The sequence below is a fragment of the Pseudomonas sp. HMSC057H01 genome, from assembly GCF_001836405.1.
In the GTDB taxonomy this organism is placed as follows: domain Bacteria; phylum Pseudomonadota; class Gammaproteobacteria; order Pseudomonadales; family Pseudomonadaceae; genus Pseudomonas; species Pseudomonas aeruginosa.
In genome coordinates, this window is the sequence record NZ_KV828391.1 from 45073 (window position 1) to 70801 (window position 25729).

Consider the following 25729-nt stretch of genomic DNA (forward strand, 5'->3'; position numbering starts at 1 on the left):
CCACGCGGACCCGCAGAACGTGGCCAGAACGACGCTCGAATCGATCCAGCACGCCATCGAGGTGAATTCGTCCCTGGCCCTTCCCATCGCCCTGGAGAATCTCTCGCGTCTGACCCACCTCGCGCTGCTGACCGTCCCCTTCAACCTGATCCACATTCTGGTGTTTTCCCTGAAGGACTTCCGCCCGGACCTCGGCCATCAGCTCTGGCGCCAGGAAATCATGTACGCCCATGGCGCCATGGCCCTGCTCTTCGGCGGCATCGGCCTGCTCGCGCTATGGCTGCGCCGCCAGCCACCCAAGCTGTGGCGCATGCGCCTGCTGATCCTGCTGGGCGGCGCAGGGATCATAGGCTTCGGCGTCGCCATCGCCTGCATCGACCAGCGCATCACCAGCAACATCACGCCGCTGCTGCTGGCCTGTTTCGCCTGCGCCATGTTCATCCTGATCCGCCCGGCCTACGCGGTGCCTTTCTACGGCCTGGCCATGCTGGTCTTCCAACTGGCGATGGGCTACGCCCAGGCCGACCCGCAACTGCGCCTGTCGAACCAGGCCAACGGCCTCACCGCGTTCGGCCTCGGCCTGCTGCTGTCGCTGATCCTCTGGCACGGGCACGTGCGCAACCTGCGCCAGCAACGCAAGCTGGAGTTGCAGCGGCAGGAGCTGGAGGAGAAAAATCGCCAGTTGGAGTACCTGGCCGGTCACGACCCGCTGACCGGCCTGTTCAATCGTCGCGAATTCGACCAGCTGGTGCTCATGGAACTCGCGCGCATCGCTCGCCAACCGCAGCCGCTGAGCCTGCTGATGGTCGACCTGGATCACTTCAAGTACATCAACGACCGCTATGGGCACCCCTTCGGCGACGAGGTCATTCGCCATGCCGCCAACCTGCTGCGCGGCAATACCCGTAGCAGCGACAGCGTGGCGCGCCTGGGCGGGGAAGAATTCCTCCTGCTCCTGCCCGACACCGCCGAGCAGCAGGCTCGCAGCCTTGCGGAAAAACTCCGCGAACGCCTCGAAGGTACCCCGCTGGCGACGCAGGACGGCGTGCTCTGCCTGACCGCCAGCTTCGGCGTGGCCAGCCTCGACGGAGGCGGCCAGGCCAGCTACGAGCAGCTCTACAGCGCCGCCGACCAGGCTCTCTACCGGGCCAAGAGCAGCGGTCGCAACCGGGTCGAAGTGATTCGCCTGGCCAGCCTCGCGGAAAGCCTGCGGTAACAATTGATCGGCCGGCCCTGACGAGCGGTCGGTCAGCCGCCCGAACCTTGGTTAAGATGGTCCGTGGCGCTCTAGCTCGCCGCTCTTCCTGCCCTTCCGACCTGCCCGACCTCGCCCGGCCCCATGCCGCGGCCTTGCCGTTGGCGTCGTGCGGGAAGACCGGCGCAGCGCCGTTGTCCGCATTACCAGGGGAGAACCATGCTCAAGCACCTGCTCGTGCTCACCTGTGCCCTGCTCGCCAGCTCCTCGGCCCTGGCCCAGGTGATGGCCCGCGACCTGGGCGATTTCGAACTCAAGCTGGCCACCAGTCCGACCCGCAGCATGGCCCAGGGCCTGGTCACCCCGGGCAGCTCCGGCAGTTTCCACGGCGGCCTCGACCTAAGCCACGAAAGTGGCTGGTACATCGGCAACTGGACCTCCAACCTCGACCCCGGCAAGCCCACCGAGATCGACTCCTACGCCGGCTTCAAGCGCCCGCTGAACAACCGCCTGGGCTACGAAATGGGCCTGATCCGCTACAGCCGCCCGGAGCAGCCGGCCAACGACGCAGCCGAACTCTACGGCGGCCTGTCGATCTTCGGCAGCCGGCTCGGCGCGGCCCTGAGCAGCGACCCGGGGCGCAACGACACCACCCTGTTCGCCGACCTCGGGGTCAACCCGCCGTTCGGTTTCGACGTCACCCTGAAGTACGGCAACCATCGCCTGGACAACCCGGCGAGCCTCAGCGGCGGGGGCTACGTGAGCGTCTTCAACGACTGGTCGGTGAACCTCTCGCGGCCCTGGCTGGGCATCGACCTGAACCTGTCCTACAGCGGCACCAGCCTGACCGGCAGCGATTGCAGCGCCTACTCGGGACACAACAGCTACTGCGACACCACATTCATGCTGAAGGCGTCGCGTCCGTTCTTCTGAGTCGTCAGTCGTCCTGGCGGCGGGTACGCTGGGCGAGTTCGTCGAGCTGTTTCTGCTCGCGCTTGTCCTCGGCCTGGCGCGCCTCTTCCAGGTAGCGCTCGACCAGCTTGCGCAGCCCTTCCAGGCGGGCGTATCTCTCCTGCCAGTTGAGCCGCGCCTTGTCCACCGCCTCGCGGTGCCAGGTCACGCTGTTGGCCTGCTGGGCGACGGCGGTCTCCAGTTGCGAGAGGAAGCGCTGGTAGTTCATCAGCCACTGGCCGCTGACGCCCTTCTGGCCCTGGCTGATCCATTGCTGCTGGTAGTCGTTGCGGTAGCGTTCCAGCTCCGCCAGCTTCTGCTGTGCCGCGAGCAATTGCTGCTGGCACCTGCCCAGCTGGGTCGCGGCATCCCGCTCGGCCTTGCTGGCCATGTCCACCACCGGCGCCAGCCGCGCCGCGCGCTTCTCCATGCCTCAGCGCGCCTCAGGCCTGCCCGCCGGCGAGCAGGCTCGCCAGCCGCGCACGGCTTTCCGCCAGGCTTTCGCTTTCGTCGAGGCCCTGGCGCAGGAACTGGCGCATGACCGGGAAGCGAGCGATGGCCAGGTCGGTCTCGGGATCGCCGCCGGCCACGTAGGCACCGACGCTGATCAGATCGCGACTCTGCTGGTAGCGCGACCAGAGCTGCTTGAAGCGCTGGGCGTCGCGCAGGTGCTCGGCCTCGACCACCTGCGGCATCACCCGGCTGATCGAAGCTTCGATATCGATGGCCGGATAGTGGCCTTCCTCGGCCAACCGCCGGGACAATACGAAGTGCCCGTCGAGCACGCCGCGAGCGGCGTCGGCGATCGGGTCCTGCTGGTCGTCGCCCTCGGAGAGCACGGTGTAGAACGCGGTGATCGAGCCGCCACCGGCTTCGGCATTGCCGGCGCGTTCCACCAGCTTCGGCAGCTTGGCGAACACCGATGGCGGATACCCCTTGGTCGCCGGTGGCTCGCCGATGGCCAGGGCGATCTCGCGCTGGGCCTGGGCGTAGCGGGTCAGCGAGTCCATCAGCAGCAATACGTTCTTGCCCTTGTCGCGGAAGTACTCGGCGATCCGCGTGCAGTATTGCGCGGCACGCAGGCGCATCAGCGGCGCGTCGTCGGCCGGCGAGGCGACCACCACGGAGCGCTTGAGGCCTTCCTCGCCGAGGATCTCGTCGATGAACTCCTTCACCTCGCGGCCCCGCTCGCCGATCAGACCGACGACGATGATGTCGGCCCTGGTGAAACGGGTCATCATCCCCAGCAGCACCGACTTGCCCACCCCGGTACCGGCGAACAGGCCGAGGCGCTGGCCGCGGCCGACCGTGAGCAGGCCATTGATCGAGCGGATGCCGACGTCGAGAGGTTCGCTGATCGGGTGGCGCTTGAGCGGGTTGATCGTCGGGCCGTCCATCGGCACCCAGTCTTCGGCGCGCATCCCGCCCTTGCCGTCGAGGGCGCGGCCGGCGCCGTCGAGCACGCGGCCGAGCATCGACATGCCCATCGGCAGGCGCCCGGTGTCCGGCAGCGGCACGACCCGCGCGCCGGGCGCGATGCCGGCGAGGCTGCCGACCGGCATCAGGTACACCTTGCTACCGGAAAAGCCCATCACTTCGGCCTCCACCTGCACCGGGTGGTAGCCGCTTTCGTTGATCACGTTGCAGCGGCTGCCGACCGCGGCCTGCAAGCCCTCGGCTTCGAGGGTCAGGCCGACCATGCGCAGCAGGCGGCCCTCGACCACCGGCTGCGCCGGCAGCGAGACAGCCTCGGTGTAGCCCTCCAGGCGCCTGGCGAAACTGGTTCGCTCAAGGCGCATCGACGTCTCCGGGGGCGTCGAGGTCGATCCGGATGTCGCTGGCCAGCGGATGGGTCGCCTGTTCGCGCTGTTGCTCGAACAGTTGCTTCACTGCCTGCGCCAGGCGCGTCTCGATGGTCGCGTCGATGCGACTGTGCTCGGTCTCGATGCGGCAGCCGCCGGGCAGCAACGAATCGTCCTCGAGAATCCGCCAGCTCTCTTCGTGGCGCTCGCGCAGCGCCTTGACCCGCTCGAAGTCCTGCGGGTTAACATGGATACGGATGTTCGCCGCGCCCATCGGCAGCAGCTTCAGAGCCTCGCGCAGGACCTGGCGGACATGGCTGGAGTCCATGTGCAGTTCGCGCTGGATCACCTGGCGGGCAACGTGGTTGACCAGGTTGACCATGCCCTGCTCGATCAGGGCGTCCTGCTCGGCGATGGGTTCCAGGAGCTGCGTCATCAGACGCTCGAGACTTTGCAGGCGCTCCTTCAGCGCCTCCTCGGCTTCCTGCCGCGCCTTCAACTGGCCGGCGTGGAAACCGTCGCGCTCGCCGGTGGCGAAACCTTCATTGTAGGCGTCCTGGCGGATCGCCTCGATCTCCTCCAGCGTCGGCGGCTTGACGGTCTCCAGCTCGACCTCTTCCACCGCCGCCGGCGCCGGCGCGGGTTCGGCGACCGCGGGCACCTGCGGCGCGGCAACGGCCGGCTCGTCGCGCGGCTCGTCGAAGCTCGGCAACGACCAGAGGCCGAAGGCCGCCACGTCCTTGCCGCGGATCAGTTCGCTGGGATTGTCTTTGTCCTTGTCGTGGGGGACCACCTCAGATCATCTCCTCGCCACCCTTGCCGCCCAGCACGATATCGCCGGACTCGGCCATGCGCCGGGCAATGGTGAGGATTTCCTTCTGCGCACCTTCCACTTCGCTGACCCGTACCGGCCCCTTGGCCTCCAGGTCGTCGCGCAGCAGCTCGGCGGCACGCTTGGACATGTTCTTGAAGACCTTCTCGCGGATCGCCTCGTCGGAGCCCTTGAGCGCCAGCACCAGTACGTCCGAGGAGACTTCCCGGAGCAGCGCCTGGATGCCGCGGTCGTCGACGTCGGCGAGGTTGTCGAAGACGAACATCAGGTCCTCGATCTGTCCGGACAGGTCTTCGTCGACCTCGCGGATCGAATCCATCAGCTGGCCTTCGATGGAGCTGTCGAGGTAGTTCATGATGTCCGCCGCGCGCTTGACCCCGCCCATGGTAGTGCGGGTGGCGTTGGAATTGCCGGCGAACTGCTTCTCCAGGATCAGGTTGAGTTCCTTCAGCGCCGAGGGCTGCACGGTGTTCAGCGAGGAGACGCGCAGGACGATATCCAGGCGCACCTTGTGGTCGAAATGGCTGAGCACCTCGGCGGCCTGGTCGGGATCGAGGTAGGCGACCACGATGGCCTGGATCTGCGGGTGTTCGTAACGGATCACGTCGGCCACGGCACGCGGCTCCATCCACTTCAGGCTGTCCAGGCCGCTGGTGCTGCCGCCGAGGAGGATGCGGTCGATCAGGTTGTTGGCCTTGTCCTCGCCGAGGGCCTGGGTGAGCATCTTGCGGATGTAGCCGTCGGCACCGACGCCGAGGCTGGTCTGGTCGCCGACCACTTCGACGAACTCGCCCATCACCTGCTCGACCTGTTCGCGATGCACGTTGCGCATCGACGCCATGGCCACGCCGACCCGCTGCACCTCTTTCGGTCCCATGTGCCGCAGCACCTGCGCCGCGTCGGTCTCGCCGAGCGACAGGAGCAGGATGGCGGCCTTGTCGACCTTGGTCAGTTTGGCGGCGAGACGATTCTCACTCATGGCGCTTACTCATCGGCGTTGATCCACTCTTTCACGACCTGGGCGACGCGGCCCGGGTCCTGTGCGACCAGGTTCTTGATCGCGTTCAATTGCGCATCATACCCCTCCGTGGGGCTCGGCAGGAGGATGCTCGACGGCCCGCCGATGCTCACCCGATCGTCGGCCAGCGAGCCTTCCAGGCCACTCTCGCCCAGCGCCAGGTCGCCGTCGCGACCGCCGCCGCCGGCCAGCGACTTGCCCTTGCCGCCGCCGGTGATGTTGCTCAGCACCGGACGCAGCACGCCGAACACCAGGACCAGGATGAACAGCACGCCGAGCACCTGCTTGACGATGTCCCAGAACCACGGCTGCGAGTAGAACGGAATGCTGTCGATCTCTTCGGCCTGGGCCGGGGCGAACGGCGCGTTGATCACGCTGACGCTGTCGCCGCGGCTGGCGTCGTAGCCCACCGAATCCTGTACCAGGCGGGTGAAGCGCGCCAGTTCGTCGGCGCTCCAGGGCTGGTGGCTGACCTCGCCGGTCTTCGCGTCGACCTTCATCTGGTCGTCCAGCACCACCGCCACCGACAGTCGGCGCAAGCGCCCCTGCTGCTGCTTGGTGTAGCTGATCGAGCGGTCCAGTTCATAGTTGCGGGTAGTCTGGTCGCGCTTGTCGGTCGGGTACGGCGCCAGCTCCGGCTTGCCGGTCTTCGGATCGATGATGGTCTGGCCGTTGGCGTCCTTCAGCGGCTGGCCCGGCGCGACGTAGTCGGCCGGCGCGCTGGCGGTGGCCTGCTGCGGCGCGCTGGCCGGGCCCGGCGGCTGGTTCGACAGCGCCCCCGGCACGCCCTGCGGGCCGGACGAATTCTGCCGTTCCTCGTTGTTGCGTTGCTCGCTGCGCAGGGCCGGCTGGTCCGGGTTGTACATCTCCGAGGTCGACTCGACCGCGCTGAAGTCGACGTCGGCGGACACCTCGGCCTTGTAGCGACCGTTGCCCAGCACAGGTTGCAGGATATTGTGCACGCGCTGGGTGAGCAGGCCTTCCATGCGCCGGGTGAAGTCGAACTGCTTGCCGGCCATGGTCAGCTCGGAGAGCTCCTGCTGGTCGGAGAGCAGGTTGCCCTTCTGGTCGACCACGGTGACCTGCGACTTGTCCAGCTCCGGCACACTGGTGGCGACCAGGTTGACGATCGCCATCACCTGGCTCGGCTCCAGGCTGCGCCCCGGATACAGCTCGACCAGCACCGAGGCGCTGGGCTTGCGGTCGTCGCGGACGAACACCGAACTCTTCGGGATCGCCAGGTGCACGCGGGCGGCCTTGACGTTGTTCAGGCTCGACACGGTGCGCGCCAGCTCGCCTTCCAGGCCGCGGCGATAGTTGGTGGCTTCCATGAACTGGCTGGTGCCCAGCGCCTGTTCCTTGTCGAGGATCTCGAAACCGACGTTGTTGTCGGTCGGCGCCACGCCGGCGGAGGCCACCTTCATGCGTGCCCGGCCGAGGTCGTCGGCCTTGACCAGCAGCGCGCCGGAGTTGGGTTCGACCTTGTAGGGAATGTCCGCCGCGGTCAGCGCTTCCACCACACGGTTCGCGTCGACCCCGTTGAGGCTGCCATAGAGCGGCTTGTAGTCCGGCTGCTGGGACCAGAGCACGACGGCGAAGCCGATCGCCACGCTGGCGGCGAGACCGACCAGCAGGCCGATCTGGCGCAGCATGGTCATCTCGGAAAGGTTGTCGAGGAACGACAGTCCCGGGAAGGATTTCTTCAGCATCCCGGCACCGCCGCTCTTGGCGGGAACCTGGCTGTCGATCAGTGCATCGGCCATGAACTAGTTATCCTCGCGCCGCTCAGACCGGCATCTGCATGATGTCTTGGTAGGCCTGGACCAGTTTGTTGCGCACCTGGGTCATGGCCTGGAACGACACGCTGGCCTTCTGGCTGGCGATCATCACGTCGGTCAGGTCGACGCCGCTCTGGCCGACCTCGAAGGCGTTGGCCATCGCGGTGGAGGCCTGCTGGGTCTCGTTCACCTTGTCCACGGCCTGGGAGAGCATTTCCGAAAAGCTCGGCGCCCCCGCTTCGGCCGGCGCCTGAACCGGTTTGGCCTTGGCCATGGCTTCCATTTGCATGGAACGCATTTCCAGCATCAGACGATTGAACTCGACACCCTGACTCATGACTCTTCCTCCAACAGCCGCGGCTTTTTTGACGCCGCCCGGCACTTTGCAGAGGAGTTAGCAACAAGGGTGCCAAGTCGACCCCAAGGCCCGGCATCGGCGTTCGCCGCCAATGCCCGCAACCGCTGCAGGGTCCGTCCCTGCTCCGGTTATCGGCAGGCGCGCACGCTCGAACAGCCCCGGGCGACGACCGGCGGCGGACGCAAAAGGCCCGCACGAGGCGGGCCTGGGGAACATGGCGAGCACTCAGATGGCGTAGAGATAGGCCTCCACGTCCATCCCCGCGTCGCGCATCTGGGCGAGCTTGTAGCGCAGGGTCCGTGGGCTGATACCAAGGCGCTCGGCAGCCTCCTTGCGGCGGCCGCGCTCGGTGCGCAGGGTATCGATGATCACCTGGAATTCGCGGCGGCGCAGGTCGTCGCCCAGCGCGCCGCTAGCGTCCTGGCCTGCGGCCGGCGACGGAATCTCGACGCTCGGCGGGGTGGCCGGTGGCATTGCCGGCATGGGCACCGGCACCGGGGCCGCGAGCGGCATGCCGATCGGCGCGGTGAGGCACAGGTCGGCGGGCTGGATCAGGCCGCCCTGTTGCAGGATCAACGCACGCTGGATGGCGTTGTCGAGTTCCCGTACGTTGCCCGGCCAGGCATGCCGGACCAGGCACTGGGCGGCCTCGGGGCCGAGCGCCACCGCGCCGAGGTTCATCTTGCGGCTGTGCTTGCGCAGCAGACGCTCGGCCAGCGGCAGGATGTCCGCAGGGCGTTCGCGCAGCGGCCGCCAGGCCAGCGGGAAGACCGACAGGCGATAGTAGAGGTCCTCGCGGAAACGCCCCGCCGCGACTTCCGCCGCGAGGTCGCGGTTGGTCGTGGCAAGCACGCGGATATCCAGGTTGATCGGCTTGCGCGCACCGACCCGCTCCACCTCGCGCTCCTGCAATACGCGCAGCAACTTGGCCTGCAGGCCGAGGGGCATTTCCGATATCTCGTCGAGAAGAATGGTGCCGCCGTCGGCCAGCTCGAACTTGCCGGGCTGGGCGGCAATGGCGCCGGTGAAGGAACCTTTCTCGTGGCCGAACAGGGTGGCCTCGAGCATGTTGTCCGGGATCGCCGCACAGTTGATCGCGATGAACGGCTTGCCGGCACGCGGCGATTGCTGGTGGATATAGTTGGCCAGGACTTCCTTGCCGGTCCCGGACTCGCCGGAGATCAGCACGGTGGAATCGCTGCGCGCGACCCGCGCGGCCAGTTCCAGCAACTGCCGGCTGGCCGGCTCCAGGGCCACCGGACCATCCTCCTCGCTGCCCGGCAACTGGCCCAGCGCATGGCGTGCCACCAGGTCGAGCAGCGCCCGCGCCTCGAACGGCTTGACCAGGTAGTCGGCGGCGCCCTGGCGCATCGCCTCGACGGCGCGATCGACCGCGCCGTAGGCGGTCATCAGCAACACCGGCAGGTGCGGGTAGCGCGTACGGATCAGGCCGAGCAACTGGTGTCCGTCCATGCCCGGCATGTTCACGTCGCTGATCACCAGGCTGAAGGCTTCGCGGGCCAGGACCGGCAGCGCCGCCTCCGCCGAGTCCACGGCGACGAACTCGTGACCGCCCAGCAGCAGGGTGTCGCTGAGGGCTTCGCGTAGTGCGCGGTCGTCTTCGACCAGCAGGACTTTGGCTGCCATGGGGTTACTCCTGAATCGCAGAAAGAGGCGCCGCCGGAATCAGCGGCAGGATCAAGGTGGCGCAGGTGCCGCGCCCCGGCCGAGAGCGCAACTGCAATTGCCCCTGGTGGGCGCGCGCCACGGCCTTGACCACCGCCAGGCCGAGCCCGGTACCGGTGGTCTTGGTGGTGAAGAAGGGTTCGCCCAGGCGCGCCAGGGTCGCCGGATCCATGCCCGGTCCGTTGTCGCTGACGCTGAGGCGCAGGCTGTCGGCGCGGGCATAGAGATGCACCTTCAGGCGCAGTTCGGGCCCGCAGGCCTGGATCGCGTTCTCCACCAGGTTGAGCACGGTGCCCACCAGGGTGTCGCGATTGCACAGCAGCTCGCCGCCGCGCGCCTCGCACTGCCAACGCACCTGGAGCCCCTGGACATGGACTTCGGCCGCCGCGCGCAGGCTGTCGAACAGCGCCTTCGGCGCCACCCGGTCGGTCAGTGGCAGCTCGCCGCGGGCGAACACCAGCATGTCGCGTACCTGATGCTCCAGTTCGTGCAGGCGCTCCTTCAGGCGCCCGGCGAAGCGTTGCTGCTGGTCGGTCGGCAGCGCCTGCTCGCTGAGGTGCCCGGCATAGAGCAACGCCGCCGACAACGGCGTGCGGATCTGGTGGGCCAGCGAGGCGACCATCCGCCCCAGCGCCGACAGGCGCTCGTGGCGCGCCAGTTGCTCCTGGAGACGGCGGGTATCGGTAAGGTCGTTGAGCAGGATCAGTTGACCCGGTTCGCCGTTCAGCGAGCGGGTGGCGATGGACAGGCGACGTCCGTCGCGCAGGGAAATCTCGTGGCCGTCATCCTCGCGCGGAGCGAAGCAGCGGGCGATCACCTCGCGCCAGAGCATGCCCACCAACGGCTCGCCAAGCAGGCCCAGGGCCGCCGGGTTGGCCTCGCGGACCACGCCATGGGCATCGATGACGATGACGCCGCCGGGAAGCAGGTCGAGCAGGCTCTGCAAGCGGTTGGCCAGGCGCTCCTTTTCCGCCAGCTCCTCCATGCGCTGCGCGCTGACCAGGGCCAGTTGCCCTTTCAGCTCGGTAACGCGCTCCTCCAGCAGGCTGTAGGACTCGCTGAGCTGGCTGGACATCTGGTTGAACAGCGCGAAGGCCTGCTCGAGGCCGGCGCGGCTGGTGGCCTCGGCCGTATCGGCTGGCTGCTCGGGGAAGGCGTTGAGGGCTGGTTGCATTGCGTTTCTCTCGGTCGGCGCGACGTCATGGTTCTGTCGGTCGACGGAGATATAGCAATACCCGTGCCTAAATTTTTTTCATTTGAAAATCAAAGCGTTGCGAAACGACCTGTCAATCATCCGACAGGTCGTCGTCGCGCCGGCTCATGCCGTACTTGCGCATCTTCTCCACCAGCGTGGTGCGGCGGATGCGCAGGCGTTCGGCGGCCCGCGCGACCACTCCGCCGGCATCGTCGAGGGCCTGCTGGATCAGGCCCTGCTCGAGGTTGGCCAGGTAGTCCTTGAGGTCCAGGCCTTCGGCCGGCAGCATCGCCGGCGCGTCCATTCCCGGCAGCCCAGCGTTGATCGCCGCGCGCTCTTCCAGCTCTTCGCGCAGGCTGCTGGCGAGTTGCTCGTCCTCGTCGTCGACATGGCGGAATTTCTTCGGCAGTTCGCCGACCCCGATCACCCCGTAGGGATGCATGATCGCCAGGCGCTCCACCAGGTTCGCCAGTTCGCGGACGTTGCCCGGCCAGTCGTGGCGGCAGAGCGACATGATCGCCGCCGAGTTGAAGCGGATCGACCCGCGCTTCTCGTGCTCCATCCGCGAGATCAGTTCGTTGAGCAGCAGGGCGATGTCTTCCACCCGCTCGCGCAGCGGCGCCATCTCGATGGGGAATACGTTGAGGCGGTAGTAGAGGTCTTCGCGGAAAGTGCCGTCCTCGATCATCTTCTCGAGGTTCTTGTGGGTCGCGGCGATGATCCGCACGTCGACGTTCTGCGTCTTGTTGCTGCCGACCCTTTCGAAGGTGCGCTCCTGCAGCACGCGCAGCAGCTTGACCTGCATCGGCAGCGGCATGTCGCCGATCTCGTCGAGGAACAGGGTGCCGCCGTTGGCCAGCTCGAAGCGTCCGGCACGACTGGTGATGGCACCGGTGAAGGCGCCCTTCTCGTGGCCGAACAGTTCGCTTTCCAGCAGTTCCGCCGGGATCGCCCCGCAGTTCACCGGGACGAAGGGCCCCTCGCGGCGCTTGGAATGGTAATGCAGGTTGCGCGCCACCACTTCCTTGCCGGTGCCGGACTCGCCGAGGATCAGCACGCTGGCATCGGTATCGGCGACCTGCTGCATCATCTGCCGCACCTGCTGGATCGCCCGGCTGGTGCCGACCAGGCTGCGGAACAGGTTCGGCTCGCGGGAGCGGCCGCGCTCGCGGGCCTGGTCGTACATCTCGCGGTAGACCTGGGCGCGATGCAGGGAATCGAGCAGCTTGTTGTAGCTGGGCGGCATCTCCAGGCTGGCGAGCACCCGGCGGCGCAGCTCCTCCGGCCAGTCGGCCGGGGCCGGCTCGCCGATCAGCAGGATCGGCAGGTACTCGTCCCAACTGGCCAGTTGCTTCAGCAGCTCTACCGCCCCGCCCTTCGACTCGACGCTGCCGAGCAGCACGCACAGGGCTTCGCGACTGTTGCTCAGGCCCGCCGCTACCTCTCGCCAATCCTCGCTGTTGCAGGTCAGCTGATCTTCGCCGAGGAAGTTGAGAATGACTGCCAGGTCGCGACTGCGATCGAGATTGTCGTCAATCAGCAAGAGTTTGGTTTCGCGCCACATTTTGATCAGCTGCCTTGCATCGAATGGGTCTCGCTCGACCCGAAAGAGGGCTGGGACTAATGCCTATTTCTAATAAGCAGCCAGCATTTGGCCACTAGTTAAGTCAAATGTGAACGATTAGTCAATTTTATGGCGTGTTTTTTTTGCTGTTTCCGAGAGGGAGAGGCAATAAAAAACCCCTACAGACCGCATGGAAAGCAGTACTGGCAGGGGTTTTTGGGGATATGTAAATTTTTCCGAAAAGCCTTGCGCCAAAGTAACGGCACAAAGCCATGAAAAACTTATCCGAACATCTGGTAGACCTTGGCGCCTTTACTCGCACGCTGCAGACCGGTCAGCTCCGCACCGATTGCTTCGCGCTGCTGCCGGCAAGCGCTGAGCATATCGTTGTACAAGCTGAGCAACTGCTCCAGGCTCACGCGCAGGGCCTGCTCGTCGCGCTCGTCATCATGCATGGCCTGGTCGATCTTGACCTGACAGACCTGATCCAGCTCACCGATGGCATCCCAGTTGCCGGCCTGCAACGCATCGGCCAGGGCGAGTCGGGTTTCATCCAGTTGTTGCGTGGCTTGGCTCATAACCGATCCCTTTGAATCTCTTTCAGTGCGAAATACCGTCCCAACCGGACTTCACTTCCAACAACAGGGCGCTGACCTCGTCTAGCAGGCTGGTATCGTTGCTGGTATTGGCCTCGACCAGACGAGCGATCATGTACTCGTAGAGACGATCCAGATTGCCGGCCAGCTCGCCACCACGCTCGCTGTCCAGCGCTTCGCGAAGGCCGCCGATGATGCCGATGGCCTTGCCGATCAGGATCCCCTTTTCCGGGATCTGCTCCCGCTCCATCGCACCACGCGCCTGGGCCAGACGCTCCAGACCACCCTGCATGAGCAGTTGGATCAGACGGTGCGGGTTGGCATCGGAAACCTGAGCCTCGATGCTGACCTGCTGGTATTGCTTCATCGCTTTCATCGCGTACATGGACCGCTCCCAGTGGGCTTCGCTATGACCAAGTTATCGGCAAGGAGCGCGGGAGCTTTACGGTGGGCGGGAGGTTTTTTTGCCGGCGATACGGCCTTGGGCCGCACCGCCAGCCAGCGGATCAGGTCTTCTTGCCGCTGCCGTAAGGCAGGCTGGCGAGGTTGTCCGTGATGCTCTTCTGACGCTTGGTCATTTCATCCTGCATCGCGGAAAGCAGGTTGAACTGGGTGGTCAGTTTCTCCTGCAGCGCCGCCAGCCGCTTGGCCAGATCAGCCTTCTGCGTGTCGACGTTGCTGAGGGTCTTCTGCAAGGTCGTGGTGCGCTGGTCGAGAATACCCTGGGCGTCGGTGTAGGGCTTCATCTTATCGCCCAGGCGCTTGGCCAGGCCGGTATCGCCGGTGAAGTAGCTGGCAACGCCTTCGAAGTCGGCGCTGATCGCCTTGTCGAGCTTCTTCTCGTCGATCTCCAGCGTGCCGTCCTTGGTCGTGGTGATTCCGAGGGCGGCAAGGTTGCGCACGCTGCCGTTTTCGTTGGAGGCGATCAGTTCGCTGCGCATGGTGTTGACCAGCGCACGGACGGAGGCATCGCCGAGCAGAGCTCCGGTGACCGGAGTCTTGTCTTCGCCAACCTTGGTCACCACGGTCTGTTCGTTGATGAACTTGGTGAGGGTGTTGTAGGCCTCGACGAACTTCTTGACGTTCTCCTTCACCCCGGCATCGTCCCGGGAAACAGTCAGGGTGATCGGCTTGCCGGCTTCGGTGACGGCTTTCACGTCGAAGCTGACGCCGTCAATGACGTCGCTCACGCTGTTGGAGGCGATGCTGCGCTTGAGGCCGTCGACGGTGATTTCACCGTTTGCCGCCTTGGTCACGTAGCCGGCAGCGGCGCCGTCGCTGAGCTTGGGAGCCGTCGCGGGATCGAAAGCCAGTTGGCTGAGCGACGTATTGCCGCCGCTGCCGTCATCGCTGACCTCGACCTTGATGTCCTTGCCGTCGCCGGTCTTGGTGCTGCTCAGCACCAGACGCGAGCCGGAGTTGTCGGTAATGATGGTGGCGCTGACGCCCGCTTCCTTGCCGGCCTGATTGATGGCATCGCGCATGCCGGCCAGCGTGTTGTTGCTGGAGTCGACGGTGATCGCCGGCAGCTTGGTGTCGCCGACGGAGATGTTCAGCGTACCGCTGTTGAACTTGGCATTGGCCGGATCGGCGATGGCCTGCAGGGCAATCTTGCTGCTGGTGGCAAGGCTGTTGACCTGGATCTGGTAGGTGCCAGCCACCGCGCTCTGGGTGGCGCTCGCCTTGAGAATGTCTTCGTTGGAAGACTTGGCGGTGCGCGCCATGAACACAGCATTGCTGTTCAGCGCCGTGAGCGCCGTCTGGAACGCGCTGATCGCACTCTTGAACTGGCCCAGGGCAGTGAGACGAGTAGTGGTGGTCTTCTCCAGGGTGGCGAGCTGGTTGGTCTTAGCCGCGCCCTCCAGGTTCACCATCTTGTTCACCAGATCGGTGTAATCGGTCGAGCCTACTCCTATCGAGATACCGGCCATAATCCATCTCCGTCAAAAAACCGTGCATGTACTGCCCTATCCCTTCGACAGGGCAAGCACCATGCCAAGTCGTTCAACCCGCGCGTCAGGCGCGGGTTTCGAACAGGACACTGCGTACGTCGTCGAGCCGGGCGGCAAGTTTTAGTACTTCTTCGGAAGGGATTTGCCGCACGACTTCGCCCGAGTCACCGTCGATCACCTTGACCACGACCTGGCCAGAGGAGTCGTCGATGCTGAAGTTCAAGTTGCGCTTGACGCTCTGCACGAAAGACTGGATGTCGCTGACGGCGAGCCCCAGGTCATCGCGAGATTCGCTGGCCTCCCGGGAAGCCGTCACTTCCGGCAACGGTTTGCCGCTGCCATCCGCTGCGCTGCGCGGCGCAAAGATATCGCCGCTGGCCTCCGGGGCCCTGCCGGTCTTGAACGTAGAAAGGGAAGTGATATTTCCGACGTCCATTTCTCATGCCTCGCAAAGGGAAAAGGGAGGAAGGGTCACCCCTTCCTCCCAGTACCGCGTGAGTGACCGTTCCCGGGCTTAGCGCAGCAGGCTCAGGACCGCCTGCGGCAGCTGGTTGGCCTGGGCCAGGATCGCGGTACCGGCCTGTTGCAGCACCTGGTTCTTCGACAGCGCCGCGGTTTCGGCAGCGAAGTCGGTGTCCTTGATGCGGCTACGAGCGTTGGTAGCGTTTTCCGAGATGTTGGTCAGGTTGTCGATGGTGTTCTTGAAGCGGTTCTGAACAGCACCGAGGTCGGCACGCTGGGCGTCGATCGCAGCCAGGGCGTTATCGACTACCGCGATGGCGTTCTGGGCGCCGTCGGCAGTGGAGATGTCGACGCTGGCAACGCTGCTCTTCTGCGCGGCGCTGGCGTTGCCGAAGACCTGCGAAGCCTGGGTGCCGGTACCGCTGACCGAGTAGGCGGTCGGCGAGTTCAGTTGCACGTAGCCGGTCACGACGGTGGTGGTAGCGGCAGTACCGGCAGCTACCACGTTCTTGGCGGCCGCTTCGAACTTGCCATCGGAACCCTGGACCTTCACTGCGACCTGACCGGCAGTAGCGGTACCGGTCTGCGCACCGAACTTGACGTTCTCGCCGGTAGCGGAGGTGATGGTCAGTACACCCTTGTCGTTGATGCTGGCGGTGATGCCCAGCTTCGACGAGTTGGAGTTCAGTTGGTCGGCCAGATCCTGAGTGGAGGTCACGCCTGCCAGGCTCACGGTGTTGCTGCCAACGGTTACGTCGAAGTTCAGCGAACCACCGGTCACGCCGCTGACATCAGCGGTGAACACGGTACGGGCACGAGCCGACAGGTTCGGGATGGCACCGTCCATCTTCTCGGCGATGGCCTTGGCGCTATCGCCGGCGGCGATGGCGATGTTCTTCACCTGACCGCCACCGACCAGGTTGACGGTGCCCGAGGCGATGCCCGAAGCGGTCGCGGTGCCCGCTACGCTGGCGACGGTACCCGCGCCGTTGCTGCCGACCTGGTAAGAACCGATGGCGCTGGCAGAGGCATTCTGCAGGCTGATGTCAATGGTCTCGTAGGCGTTGGAACCGACCTGGAAGCTGGTGGTGCCGAAGGAGCCGTCGAGCAGCTTGCGGCCACCGAAGGTGGTGGTATCGGAGATACGGGTCAGTTCGGCCTGTTGCGCAGCAACTTCTTTCTGCAGGGCGGCACGGTCGGCGTCGCTGTTGGAGCCGTTGGCGGATTGCAGGGCCAGGTCGCGGATACGCTGCAGGATATTGGTGGACTGCTGCAGGGCACCTTCAGCGGTCTGCGCCAGGGAGATGCCGTCGTTGGCGTTGCGGGTGGCAACGTTCAGACCGCTGATCTGGTTGGACAGGCGGTTGGAGATCTGCAGGCCGGCAGCATCGTCCTTGGCGCTGTTGATGCGGTAGCCGGTGGTCAGACGCTGCAACGAGGTGTTGAGGTCGTTGGAAGAAGCATTCAGGTTGCGCTGAGTGTTCAGGGAAGCAATGTTCGTGTTGACTGTAAGGGCCATGGTGATTTCCTCCAAAGGACCTATTTCGGTTACCTGAGCTTGCGATCTCTCGGCCTGCTTGCTCAGGTGCCCCAAGAATTCGCGTTCATGGTGTTTATCGGCGTTTCCCGGCGGAGCTTTAGAGAAAAAATCAACATTTTCTTTTTCTCTTCCTCTTCAGTGGGTTACATGCTTCGAAGAGGACTCGCCAATATCGGTCCTGAACCGCCTCCGGTTGGTCCGGCAGAGGGTGGAAGTTCCGACACCCATTGCATCGACCCCCCGGCGATTTTCTTTAGCCCTCCCGTGCAACGGGACACGGGCATGAAAAAAGGCCGATGGCTTGCGCCACCGGCCTCGTTCGAGAAAAACCCGGATTCAGTCCGGCAGCCAGGCTGCCGCCCATGCCTCGAGATGCGCGCCTTCGAGCATCCAGTCGCGGCGCACCGCCTCGCGCAACTGCGCGCCGGCTGCGGCGTTGGCGTCCGCATCGGCCAGGTGCGCGCGGATCGCCTCCAGCCAGTCCCTGGAACGGTTCTTCACCCGCGTGACCGGGAGACTGTCGCGATAGCAGAGCACGTCGCTGCAGATCACCGGGAAGCCGAGCACGCCGTACTCCAGGAGGCGCAGGTTGCTCTTGCACTCGTTGAAGCGGTTCTGCTCCAGCGGCGCCAGGGCGAGATCGAGGTCGAGGCTGGCCAGGTAGGCGGGATAGCGTTCGATCTCCACCCCCGGATGGTATTCGCGCACATAGGGACGCAAGGCATCCGGGCAGAATCCGAAGAACACCCAGTCCACCTCGTCCGCCAGCTCGCGCACGACCTCGGCGATCACCTCGAGATCGCCGCCATGGCCGATCCCGCCGGCCCATCCGACCCGTGGCCGCTCTGCGTCCCGGCGCCGACTGGAAAGGTCGCGCCACCAGGGCAACGGAAGGCGGTTCGGCACGACCCGGATGTCCCCGTGCATGCGCCGGAATGCCTCCGCCAACGGTTCGGTCGAGACCACGAAACGGTCCGCCAGGCCCAGGGCACGACCGAGGATCTGGCGAATGTCGCCGGGCATCTCGGCCCGATGCAGGCTCTTCAGCGGCAGCTCGGGCAGATAGTCGTCCAGTTCGTAGACCCGGAAGGCGCGGTTGAACGACTGCATCCGGGAAATGGCCCGCAACTGCTCTTCGCTGATCTGCCGCTGGAGAATCACGCTGTCGACCTCCAGGCGCTCCAACGCCACCGGCTGCAGGAGCGACTCGCTGAGCATGCCGTCCAGCAGGCCGGCGTCGTGCAGCGCGCGGAACGGCTGACGCACGCGATAGTGGCCACAACCGTAGGGATCGGCAGGATGCGCCAGGACCCGCGGCAGCGGCGACCGTCCGAACAGCGGTTGCCAGGCCGGTACCTCGGGGCGCTCCAGGGCGAACCCGGCCCCCTCCAGGCTGAGATTGCGGTTGTACGCGGGATCCCGCGCCAATGCCGGTAGCCAGCGCCGGTAGAGCGACTCATCGGCCTCCACGGAAGGCAGCTCGACGTTTCCGTTCTGGGCCAGGATTGCATAGGGCGTCCACACCGACAGGTAGCCGAGCTGGCGGGCACGCAGGCTGAAATCGACGTCGGCGTGGCCATGAGCGAAGTCGTTCTCGTCGAAGCCGCCGAGTTCGTCGTGCAGCGAGCGCTTGAACAACAGGCAGGAAGCCGACAGAGCCGTGTGATTCTGGACGACCAGCAGGCGATGCATGTAGCCGGCGCTGTCTCCCGCCTCGCCGGCGAACGCGCGGCCCGCCGTGCCGCCCAGGCCAAGCACCAGGCCCGCCTCGCGAATCGTTCCGTCCAGGCCCAGGAGCTTGCCGCCGACCGCCCCGACCTCCGGGCGGTGGCCGTGGTTGAGCAACTCGCGCAACCAGTCCGGACGAAGGGCCACGACCCCCGCCCCCAACGACAGGAGGAATTCGCCTCGGGCCTCGGCCACGCAGAGGTTGAGGCACCCGGCAAGGCTCGAAGCCTGCGGGCTGAGCACCCGGATCTGCTCGCTCCCCAGTCCCTGGACCGCCTCCAGCCAGGCGGCCATGTCGGGCGCCAGCGGGCCGGAGGCGACCAGCAGTAATTCGTAGGACGGGTAGTCGGTGTTCTCCAGGAAGCTTTCCACGCTGCGCTGGAGAGCGCTCAGGCTGTCTCCCACGGGAAGCAGCAGGGACACTGCCGGCGTCCCCGGATAGTCGTAGGCGATGCGGTTGATCACCGCCAGCCGGCCCGGCTCGATTCGATGCGGAACCCCGAGGCGGTTCAGGTGCTCGTCAACCACGCTCGCGATGAACGGGCGCACGGCGGCGCTCGCCAGCCATTCTCCGAAGGCGCGAGCGCTGTGGTAGAGGACCTCGGCGAGATGGCCGATACGATCCAGGCCCTCCCGCTCCGCCAGGCGGAACATGAAGTCCTGCAACGCCAGATCGCCGAAGCCTTCCTGCAAGCCGCCCTGCGCCAGCAAGGCGGCACGCTGGAAGGCCAGGGAACGACCGCAGTAGGGGTAGCTGCGCAGAAGGTCGAGGTTGAAGTCGGGCTTCAGCAACGGTGCCTCGTAGCGTCCGTCGCACACATGGTCTTCATCGCTGTAGCAGCACAGCAGCGCGGTTTCCGTACGGATCTTTTCTGCCAGCAGGAGCAACGCGGAACGCGCCAGTTCGTCTCCGGCATGGATGACGATCAGCCAGTCGGCGTCGCTGGCGGCCGCCGCCAGGTTGATCCGCTCGGCGGCGGAACCACCCTCGGCCAGCCACGCCAGGCCCTTGCGCGCGAACGCCGGGGCTCTGCCCAGTATCCGCGTGCGCCAGGCCGGCAAGGCCTGGCCGTCGATGCTCGCCAGGCTGCGCTGCAGGTCTGCGTCCTCGGCCTCCTCGGCAAGCACCAGGACTTCGATCCGCGAGTCGCGTCGCAAAGCGTCGATGAAGGGACGGTAGCGGGCCGGCTCCACTTCGCGCCCGTGCAGCCAGGTCTCGTATTCGCTGCGGAGGTCCTCCCCCGCCTCCGGGCTCGCTGCGCCGGCCGCGAGGGCCGCGCAATAGTCTCCCGGCGCCGGCTGGAACGCGGTCTGGAGCAGCAGGGAGACCGGCGTGGAAACGCCTTCGAAAGCCGGATAGCTGCCGTCGCACTCCAGTTCGATCGTCATGCCACCGCGTTCGTCACCCCGGAACGGCAGGACCAGCGACTTCGCTCGCGCGTCCTCGACGCTCACGCGGCTGAAGAGCTGGCCGTTGAGGCACACGCGCAACTGGAACGGGAAGCGGTCGTAAAGCTGGCTGGCGAAGGGCGTGACCTGCAGGACGACCTGGCGCTGGCGCAGCGGCAGGCCCGACACGCAAGGAACCGCGCGCAGCCGAGCGCGCGCGCAGAGCATATGCACGTCGCCCTGGCGCAACAGTCCCTCTTCGGCGAACAGGTTCAACTGCCCGACGGGCCATTCGACCGGCGCCTCGGCTGCCGCCACGGCGCGCAGCCACAACGGCTGCTCCGCTTCGTCCGGCAGGTCGGCCAGTTCCTCGCGCAACAGCGCGGGCGCCAGCAGACGCCAGGCCGGCTTCGGCTGCAGGCGGGCGAGCAACCTGTGCAGGCGGCGAGCGCTCCAGTCGGTTTCGCCAGCGGGCCCGGCCTCGCGCTCTTCCAACGCCAGCCGGGCATGCCGCAACTGGCCCATGGCGATGGCCGGCAGGAGCGCGCTTACCTGATGCGCGCTGCCCGGCAGCAACTGGCCGTCGTCTTCCACCAGAAGCACCGCCGAAGCCCTGCGTTCGAGCGTGGCAGCCTCCGCGTCGCACCAGGCCCGCCACGAATCGAAGCGCCGCACGTCGGCCGGCAATGCCGCGCCGGACGGAGCGATCAGGTCGATACGGCGATGGGCGAAGCAGGCCGCATAATGTTCGGCCAGTCGCTGCCCGCCATCCGCAGCGGCCCGCGCGTCGAGCACGATCTGCAAGCGCGGCGCCTCGGCGATCGCTGCGGCGACCCTCTGGACGCTGCGTCCGTCGCGAAACCGGCCGTACAGCTGCTGCGTGCGGTTCTCCTGGGTATCGCGACTCTCCGCGTGCCGGGTAAAGGCATTGGCCAGCAGGTCGAGCAGTTGCTCGTCGTCGGCGAACTCCAGTCCGATATCGCGCCAGGCGTTCCCTGGTGCCTCCGGGTTGTAGGCCCAGCGGGCGATCCGCTGTTCGCGGGAGAACAGCAGGATCGGTCGGTCGAGCGTCATGAACTCGAAGATCAGCGAAGAACGGTCCGCCAGCAGAATGTCGGCTTCGGCGAAGCTGGCCGCGATGCTCGCCTCGGGGTCGTCCACCAGAGTGACCAGCGGGTCCGTGCGTGACTGTTCGCGCCAGAGCTTCATGAGGTCGCGGAACAGATCCTTGTCGCTGACGAACGCATGTTCGTGCTGGACGATGGCGGGATGCGGCTTGATGATGATCCGCGACGCGGGATAGACCTTGCGGATCAACGCCACCACACGCTCGCCGAGGTGGACGGCGGCGCTGATCTCGGGGTTGTAGGTGGGGGCGAAGAGGATGGTCGGCGCGTTCTCCGCCGGGGTTCTCGCGGGCAGCCGGAACACCTCGTCGCACCAGGCGTTGCCGGTCAGCAGGAAACCGTTGCGCGGCATCACCGAGGAAGCCAGGGTGTCGTCGATGTCCCAGGCGCTGCCGCACAGATAGTCGGCGTAGCGGTAGGTGCCCTCGGCGAATCCGTAGCGGGTGACCGAGCCATGGCGCATGCCGACCAGCAATACGTTGTGCGCATCGCAGTAGTCGCGCCAAAACTCCACCGACCAGCCGTCGGCCACCGCTATCACGTCCGGTTTCCAGGCCATGACTTCATCGATGTCGAGGCTCAGGAGGCTGTCCTCGAAACACTCGGCCAAAGGACGCAACGAGCGGTAGTGGAAAGGCATGTTGCCGTAACAGGCGACCCTCAGGCCCGAGTAGCGCTGCATGCGCGCAACCGCCAGGTCCTGCCGGAACAGTTGCAGCACCCGCTGGCGTCCGCCGTCGTCCGGCGCGCCCAAGCGCAGTTCCGCGACCTGCCGCAAGCCCAGGGAAAGCGCCAGGCGGGCCTGCGCCTGGGGACTCCGGCAAGCGCCTGCGGCGGATACCGAGAGAGCCTCCTCCAGCAGCAGCCAGCCGCGATCCTCCAGGCTCTCCACCGCGCGCAGGAGCAGGCGCATGGCCTGCCAGTCGTCCGCCACGCCTCCCACCGCCCCGCCCAGGCAAGCCAGGCGGAAACGCTCGTTGCCAGGCAGCTCGCCAGCGGCGGAAGCCTCGACGACCTTGTGTGCGCCCCCGGCGAACGGCGCGCCGTCCAGCCCGGAAACCCAGACCGCGTCCCCCTCCTCCAGCACCGGCAAGACCTGCCGCTGCAGCCAGGCCAATCGCTTCCCGGCATCCCCGCCGTCGCGCCGGCCGGGTTCGCTCACGCTGTCCTCAATCATTCAGGTTCCAGTTATTCAGGTGCACGCGCCGCGCCATATCCAGGTCGCTGGCGGTATCGATGTCGAAGGCGTCGAGTTCCTGCGCGGGCAGCGGCAGGTACGGTTCGAGCGCCTGGTACACGTATATCGGCCGGTCCACCACCATGTCCGGCCGGAGAATCGCGATACCCGTCCATTCGTAGGCGTGCTGCGGCTCGCGGGTGAAAGCTGTGACCGCCTCGCCACCCGCATCCAGCAGAACACGCACGCCATCGCTGGTGGTGTAGCGCGAGACGCCGATCAGGCCCGCCTGCCCGGCGGCGGCGCGGAGAAAGCGTTCGAACGAGCGATTCTCGATGAAGGTGTCGCCATCCACGGCGAGGAAGCGCCGGTCGAGATAACGCGAAACCCGGTGGATGCTCTGCAAGGTATTGGTTCGGTCGAAATCGGGGTTGCGCACGATGATCGCGTCCCTGCGCAGGTTGCGCACCTGCTCGATGACCAGTTCCTCCTGGAACCCCACCACGACCCAGACGTTCGGGATCTCCGCCAGGCGCTCGAGGTGCTGGGCCAGCAGCGTCTTGCCACCAACCTCGACCAGGCACTTGGGTTTGTTCAGTCCCAGACGAGAGCCGATGCCCGCCGCGCTGATCACAGCATGTTCAATAGGCGACACAGGGCTTCTCCTTCATGGACCACGAAATCGCTCAGGCCGGTCAGCACCCGGTTCGGCACATGCACTCCGCCGTAGGCCACGCGCAGATCGGCGGCCTCGAACATCGGCACGTCGTTCATCCCTTCGCCGACGGCGACGATGCGCTCGAACTCGCCGCGCAGGGAGGTCACCGCATCGCCCTTGTGGAGGATCTCCTCGACTCCCTCCAGACGTCCGTCGCGCATCCGCGCCCGCGAGGTGAAGCTGCGCACTCCGAGGCGTTCGAGCACCGGCTCGACCCAGAGGTCCAGGTTGCCGGTCACGACGAAGCATTGCCGAGGGCGCGCGGAAATGAACGCCTGGATATGCGGGTCCAGCTCCACCTGCTGACGCAGGGCGCTGTGGATCCACTCCAGGTTCGCGTCGCGCAGCAAGCGGACACGCAGCTTGAAGGATTTGTCGAACGGCAGGAAACCGTCGATGGTGGCCTGGGTCAGCACCTCGATCTCGTCTTCGAGACCGACGGACGACGCGATCAGCGGCAACAGTTCCTGACGGGTCAGGGTTCCATCCAGGTCGAAGCAGTAGGCAGTGCGCACAGAGTCATCCCCGTCGCTGCAGGATCATGAAGTACTGGCGGGTCTCCGCACGCTTTTCCAGCGCTTCGGCGAACAGGCCGTCCTCTTCGAGAATCGCAGGCCCTTCCCCTCCGCCGGCCTGTACGAGCATGTCCTTGAGTTCGGCGACCGTGCGATAGACCGCCGAATACTCGTGTTCCAGTTCCTTCGAAAAGAAGCGATCCAGGGTCAGGCGCTGTTCCACGGCTACCGGTTCGCGCAGGTAGATCCGCCCGCCCGGTGCGCACAGCTGCAGCGCCTGGCGCAACAGTTCCTGGCAGTCGCTGTCGTTGAGATAGATGAGTAGTCCCGAGACCAGCAGCAGGTCGTAGGGAGGACTGAGCGCCAGCTCGGCGGGACGGATGTCGGTCGCCGACATCCGCTGGAAAAGCAGCCGCTCGTAGCCGCGCTGCCGTGCCTCGTCGCGGGCTTTCTCCACCAGCGCGGCGGAGAAGTCGATGCCCAGGTAATCGGCCTGCGGCGCTTCCTCGGCCAGCAGCCAGCCCCAGCGCCCGATACCGCAGCCGATGTCGAGGACCCGCCGGGCCATACCGAGGGCGAGTCCCGGAGCGACGCGCAGTTTCTCGCGCCGATCGCGCTCCTCGACCAGCTCCGGCTGCTGGTCCTGATACATCGTCGAACTCAGGGCATTGCGATATTCGCGGGCGGCCCGACCTTCGAAGAAAGCCAGCGTGCTTTCGTAGTCGATAGCGACAGGCCTGCCCTTTATCCGTTGTTTGTCGGTCATTCCGTAGCCTGCTGTCGACTCCGCGCCCCTGCTGGGCTATCGCTTGTCATCCGCTTAACTCAGGTAGTTGAACAGGCTCAAGCCGCGAATCTTGACGAAACTCTGCTGCGCCGCATCCATGATGGTGGATTGCAGGGTCAGCCGTGACAGCGCTTCAGGGTAGTCCAGATCCTGGATCTGCGAGATCACGGCGGTATTCACCAGGGTCACGTCGTCGATGAAGGTTTCCGTCGATTCGGCGACGTTCATCCGCGCGCCGATGCGTCCCTGGCCCGTGAGGATCTGCGAGTTCGACGAGTCCAGGTTGGAGATCGCCACCCCCACCGCGTCGCGGATAGCCAGGTTTCCAGCCGGAGTGTCCTCGGCACTGAGCAGGGCCTTGCGCAAGTCCGACACGGTATTGAGCAAGCTGCGCTTTTCCTGGTCCGGCTGGCGCTTGATACTGAAGGTGTCGCCGCCCTGCGGCTCGCCGTCGATCTGTACCTTGACGCCGCCGAAGGTGATGAAGTCGCTGGTCTGGGCGTTGTCGTCGATCTTGCCGCTGGCGAGCGTGGCGAAGCTCGGCGGGTTGGGGTCGCTGGTGCTCCAGTCGTAGCCCGGCGGGATCGTCTTGAGGTCGTAGACCACGTAGTTCTTGGCGTCGGTGAAGTGGATACCGACGCCATCGCTGGCCAGCGGTGGCGTGCTCGACGGGAACACCGTGTCGTAGGCTTCCTTGTCCGTCACCAGGCCCAGGGAGATGCTGCTGTCGCTGGGGTTGCCGCTGGCGTCCAGGCCTGCGGCGTCCTTGCCGGTGGAGACCCGGTTGGCGTTGCTGCCGCTTTCGAAAAGGATCTTGCCGTTGTCGCTGATGGCAATGAAGGTGCTGCTGGCGATCTGTACCTCACGCTGGCCTTCGTCGCCGTTGTAGGAGTAGGTACCGTCCGGGTTGCGAACGAACGGCTGGGTATCGCCCTGGCTGCCGGAGAACAGGTACTTGCCGCTGGCGTCGCGGCTGTTGAGCAGGTTCAGCAGTTCGTCCTCGCGCTGCGCCAGTTCGGTGGCCAGCGCGTTCTTGTCCGAGGCGTCGAGGCCGCCGTTGCCGGCCTGCACGGCGATCTCGCGGATACGATGGATGACCGTGCCGACCGAATTGAGGATGGTCTCCTCCTGCTGCAGGCTGTTCTTCGCTGCCGTGATGCCCGATTTGTACTGACTGTTGAGCGCCTGCTCCTGGTTCAGCTGAAGCAGCCGGACGGCGCCGACCGGGTCGTCGGCCGGGGTCAGCAGGCGCTTGCCGGCACTGATTTCGGCCTGGGTGCGCGTCAGGTCGGCATAGTTGCGGGAGATGCCACTGACCGAGTTGTTGAAAGCCTGGATCGTTGAAATGCGCATGACGAC

Annotated in this window: 21 protein-coding genes; 2 read left to right on the plus strand and 19 right to left on the minus strand. The window is 65.8% G+C overall.

The genetic code is table 11. The annotated features are described in order from the left end of the window. The first annotated feature begins 19 nt into the window (after nt 1-19). Together roeA and HMPREF2581_RS04080 are read left to right on the plus strand one after the other, a co-directional pair. The gene (gene roeA / locus HMPREF2581_RS04075; protein ID WP_003086463.1) at nt 20-1216 is read left to right on the plus strand and encodes a diguanylate cyclase RoeA; all 1197 of its coding nucleotides are present in this window, start codon (nt 20-22) and stop codon (nt 1214-1216) included. 198 nt (nt 1217-1414) lie between these two features. Then, nucleotides 1415-2128, plus strand: coding sequence for a TorF family putative porin (locus HMPREF2581_RS04080; protein ID WP_003086461.1), 714 nt, complete (start codon nt 1415-1417; stop codon nt 2126-2128). A 4-nt stretch (nt 2129-2132) separates the two neighbouring features. Here HMPREF2581_RS04080 and fliJ read toward each other — a convergent pair whose 3' ends face one another. The 19 genes from fliJ to flgL form a co-directional block, all read right to left on the minus strand. Next, nucleotides 2133-2576 carry a flagellar export protein FliJ gene (fliJ, locus tag HMPREF2581_RS04085; protein ID WP_003082220.1) on the minus strand — a complete coding sequence of 148 codons (444 nt, stop codon included), beginning with the start codon at nt 2574-2576 and terminating at the stop codon, nt 2133-2135. Nucleotides 2577-2589: 13 nt separating this feature from the next. Continuing rightward, nucleotides 2590-3945, minus strand: a complete 1356-nt coding sequence (gene fliI / locus HMPREF2581_RS04090) for a flagellar protein export ATPase FliI (protein ID WP_003086458.1) — start codon at nt 3943-3945, stop codon at nt 2590-2592. Further along, nucleotides 3935-4741, minus strand: a complete 807-nt coding sequence (fliH, locus tag HMPREF2581_RS04095) for a flagellar assembly protein FliH (protein ID WP_003140589.1) — start codon at nt 4739-4741, stop codon at nt 3935-3937. Before fliH ends, fliI begins: the two co-directional genes overlap by 11 nt. A gap of 1 nt (nt 4742) precedes the next feature. Next, a complete protein-coding gene (gene fliG, locus HMPREF2581_RS04100; protein WP_003082212.1) occupies nt 4743-5759 on the minus strand; it encodes a flagellar motor switch protein FliG in 1017 nt (338 codons plus the stop codon). 5 nt (nt 5760-5764) lie between these two features. After that, complete coding sequence (gene fliF, locus HMPREF2581_RS04105) at nt 5765-7561, minus strand: flagellar basal-body MS-ring/collar protein FliF (RefSeq protein ID WP_003109118.1); 1797 nt, start codon at nt 7559-7561, stop codon at nt 5765-5767. Between the two features lie 22 nt (nt 7562-7583). After that, nucleotides 7584-7913, minus strand: coding sequence for a flagellar hook-basal body complex protein FliE (gene fliE / locus HMPREF2581_RS04110; protein ID WP_003140591.1), 330 nt, complete (start codon nt 7911-7913; stop codon nt 7584-7586). 246 nt (nt 7914-8159) lie between these two features. After that, the gene (fleR, locus tag HMPREF2581_RS04115) at nt 8160-9581 is read right to left on the minus strand and encodes a sigma-54-dependent response regulator transcription factor FleR (protein ID WP_003082202.1); all 1422 of its coding nucleotides are present in this window, start codon (nt 9579-9581) and stop codon (nt 8160-8162) included. Nucleotides 9582-9585: 4 nt separating this feature from the next. Beyond that, the gene (fleS, locus tag HMPREF2581_RS04120) at nt 9586-10794 is read right to left on the minus strand and encodes a sensor histidine kinase FleS (protein WP_003109120.1); all 1209 of its coding nucleotides are present in this window, start codon (nt 10792-10794) and stop codon (nt 9586-9588) included. A 112-nt stretch (nt 10795-10906) separates the two neighbouring features. After that, complete coding sequence (gene fleQ, locus HMPREF2581_RS04125; RefSeq protein WP_003086448.1) at nt 10907-12379, minus strand: transcriptional regulator FleQ; 1473 nt, start codon at nt 12377-12379, stop codon at nt 10907-10909. Nucleotides 12380-12660: 281 nt separating this feature from the next. Beyond that, nucleotides 12661-12957 (minus strand): pili length/flagellar attachment protein FleP, encoded by a 297-nt coding sequence (gene fleP / locus HMPREF2581_RS04130; RefSeq protein ID WP_003082194.1) that lies wholly within the window; start codon nt 12955-12957, stop codon nt 12661-12663. 22 nt (nt 12958-12979) lie between these two features. Further along, nucleotides 12980-13360 (minus strand): flagellar export chaperone FliS, encoded by a 381-nt coding sequence (gene fliS, locus HMPREF2581_RS04135; RefSeq protein WP_003082192.1) that lies wholly within the window; start codon nt 13358-13360, stop codon nt 12980-12982. 121 nt (nt 13361-13481) lie between these two features. Beyond that, nucleotides 13482-14906, minus strand: a complete 1425-nt coding sequence (fliD, locus tag HMPREF2581_RS04140) for a flagellar filament capping protein FliD (protein WP_003140595.1) — start codon at nt 14904-14906, stop codon at nt 13482-13484. An 85-nt stretch (nt 14907-14991) separates the two neighbouring features. Beyond that, nucleotides 14992-15363: a flagellar protein FlaG gene (locus HMPREF2581_RS04145; protein WP_003082188.1), complete on the minus strand. Its 372-nt coding sequence runs from the start codon at nt 15361-15363 to the stop codon at nt 14992-14994. Between the two features lie 78 nt (nt 15364-15441). Beyond that, nucleotides 15442-16908, minus strand: coding sequence for a B-type flagellin (gene fliC, locus HMPREF2581_RS04150; protein WP_003082185.1), 1467 nt, complete (start codon nt 16906-16908; stop codon nt 15442-15444). Nucleotides 16909-17265: 357 nt separating this feature from the next. After that, nucleotides 17266-22350 (minus strand): CDP-glycerol glycerophosphotransferase family protein, encoded by a 5085-nt coding sequence (locus HMPREF2581_RS04155; protein ID WP_003140597.1) that lies wholly within the window; start codon nt 22348-22350, stop codon nt 17266-17268. Next, nucleotides 22343-23005, minus strand: a complete 663-nt coding sequence (locus HMPREF2581_RS04160; RefSeq protein ID WP_003082180.1) for a phosphocholine cytidylyltransferase family protein — start codon at nt 23003-23005, stop codon at nt 22343-22345. Before HMPREF2581_RS04160 ends, HMPREF2581_RS04155 begins: the two co-directional genes overlap by 8 nt. After that, on the minus strand, nt 22981-23583 hold the full coding sequence (locus HMPREF2581_RS04165) for an HAD-IB family phosphatase (RefSeq protein WP_003082178.1): 603 nt from the start codon (nt 23581-23583) through the stop codon (nt 22981-22983). Before HMPREF2581_RS04165 ends, HMPREF2581_RS04160 begins: the two co-directional genes overlap by 25 nt. Nucleotides 23584-23587: 4 nt before the next feature. After that, nucleotides 23588-24349, minus strand: a complete 762-nt coding sequence (locus tag HMPREF2581_RS04170; protein ID WP_003116317.1) for a class I SAM-dependent methyltransferase — start codon at nt 24347-24349, stop codon at nt 23588-23590. A 54-nt stretch (nt 24350-24403) separates the two neighbouring features. After that, nucleotides 24404-25723, minus strand: a complete 1320-nt coding sequence (flgL, locus tag HMPREF2581_RS04175) for a flagellar hook-associated protein FlgL (RefSeq protein WP_003111492.1) — start codon at nt 25721-25723, stop codon at nt 24404-24406. Nucleotides 25724-25729 lie beyond the last annotated feature (6 nt).

Coding starts and splice junctions, on each gene's coding strand:
- HMPREF2581_RS04080 (WP_003086461.1), top strand. CDS start 1,415: ATGCTCAAGCACCTGCTCGTGCTCACCTGTGCCCTGCTCGCCAGCTCC.
- fliJ (WP_003082220.1), bottom strand. CDS start 2,576: ATGGAGAAGCGCGCGGCGCGGCTGGCGCCGGTGGTGGACATGGCCAGC.
- fliI (WP_003086458.1), bottom strand. CDS start 3,945: ATGCGCCTTGAGCGAACCAGTTTCGCCAGGCGCCTGGAGGGCTACACC.
- fliG (WP_003082212.1), bottom strand. CDS start 5,759: ATGAGTGAGAATCGTCTCGCCGCCAAACTGACCAAGGTCGACAAGGCC.
- fliF (WP_003109118.1), bottom strand. CDS start 7,561: ATGGCCGATGCACTGATCGACAGCCAGGTTCCCGCCAAGAGCGGCGGT.
- fliE (WP_003140591.1), bottom strand. CDS start 7,913: ATGAGTCAGGGTGTCGAGTTCAATCGTCTGATGCTGGAAATGCGTTCC.
- fleR (WP_003082202.1), bottom strand. CDS start 9,581: ATGGCAGCCAAAGTCCTGCTGGTCGAAGACGACCGCGCACTACGCGAA.
- fleS (WP_003109120.1), bottom strand. CDS start 10,794: ATGCAACCAGCCCTCAACGCCTTCCCCGAGCAGCCAGCCGATACGGCC.
- fleQ (WP_003086448.1), bottom strand. CDS start 12,379: ATGTGGCGCGAAACCAAACTCTTGCTGATTGACGACAATCTCGATCGC.
- fleP (WP_003082194.1), bottom strand. CDS start 12,957: ATGAGCCAAGCCACGCAACAACTGGATGAAACCCGACTCGCCCTGGCC.
- fliS (WP_003082192.1), bottom strand. CDS start 13,360: ATGTACGCGATGAAAGCGATGAAGCAATACCAGCAGGTCAGCATCGAG.
- fliD (WP_003140595.1), bottom strand. CDS start 14,906: ATGGCCGGTATCTCGATAGGAGTAGGCTCGACCGATTACACCGATCTG.
- HMPREF2581_RS04145 (WP_003082188.1), bottom strand. CDS start 15,363: ATGGACGTCGGAAATATCACTTCCCTTTCTACGTTCAAGACCGGCAGG.
- fliC (WP_003082185.1), bottom strand. CDS start 16,908: ATGGCCCTTACAGTCAACACGAACATTGCTTCCCTGAACACTCAGCGC.
- HMPREF2581_RS04155 (WP_003140597.1), bottom strand. CDS start 22,350: ATGATTGAGGACAGCGTGAGCGAACCCGGCCGGCGCGACGGCGGGGAT.
- HMPREF2581_RS04170 (WP_003116317.1), bottom strand. CDS start 24,349: ATGACCGACAAACAACGGATAAAGGGCAGGCCTGTCGCTATCGACTAC.
- flgL (WP_003111492.1), bottom strand. CDS start 25,723: ATGCGCATTTCAACGATCCAGGCTTTCAACAACTCGGTCAGTGGCATC.